The organism is Neisseria sp. P0021.S007 (genome assembly GCF_051956855.1).
In genome coordinates this window covers 1-1,005 of sequence record NZ_JBQCXA010000168.1, presented here as the reverse complement: position 1 = coordinate 1,005, position 1,005 = coordinate 1, and the positions used below count along the sequence as shown (strand labels likewise).

The following is a 1,005-nucleotide window of genomic DNA, read 5'->3' as shown; positions in this document are numbered from 1 at the left end:
GCATATGTCCGACCTGATGGCAGGCCGCGTCCACCTTGCCGACTTCAAAATGCTGGCGGCGTGCGGCGGCTTCAGTTACGGCGACGTACTCGGCGCGGGCGAAGGCTGGGCGAAATCCATCCTGTTCCACCCTGCTCTACGCGACCAATTTGCCGCCTTCTTTGCCGATCCGAACACGCTGACATTGGGCGTGTGCAACGGCTGTCAAATGGTCAGCAACCTTGCCTAGATTATCCCGGGCGCAGAGGCATGGCCTAAATTCAAACGCAACTTGAGCGAGCAGTTTGAAGCGCGCCTGAGCATGGTTCATGTTCCAAAATCCGCATCGCTGATTCTGAACGAAATGCAAGGCTCCAGCCTGCCTGTTGTGGTCAGCCACGGCGAAGGCCGCGCCGACTTCGCGCTTCACGGCGGCAAAATTTCAGACGGCCTCGGCATCGCTCTGCAATACGTCGACGGACAAAACCAAGTTACCCAAACCTACCCGCTCAACCCCAACGGCTCGCCGCAAGGCATTGCCGGCGTGACCAATGCCGACGGCCGCGTTACCATCATGATGCCCCACCCCGAACGCGTGTACCGCGCCGCACAAATGAGCTGGAAACCGGAAGACTGGACCGAACTGTCCGGCTGGTACCGCCTCTTTGCCGGAGCAAGGAAGGCGTTGGGTTAACCGGCAGGCTGATTTGATTCGGCTTTAAAGAGAAAGGTCGTCTGAAAACGATTTAGCGGATTCTGCTATATCTGTTTTCAGACGACCTTTATATGTTCTTTTGCGTATAATACCGAACCAACCGCCGTCATTCCCGCGCAGGTGGAAATCCAGCCCCCTGCATTTCAGAAATACTCAAAGACTACTGTAAATTCAAGCTTCTGGATTCCCGCCTACGCGGGAATGACGGTCATAGGAAAATCAATGCATTACCCCAAATAATTAAATTAGAAAACTTAACTTTGATAGGAAGACTTAATGGCGAAAACAAAATATTCCGCACGGATCAATGG

General features: G+C 53.8%; 1 pseudogene. It reads left to right on the top strand.

The features are described 5' to 3' along the window. Window positions 1-673, top strand: a pseudogene (locus ACTHUR_RS11950) (phosphoribosylformylglycinamidine synthase subunit PurQ); the annotation flags it as partial. Between the last annotated feature and the right edge of the window lie 332 nt (window positions 674-1,005).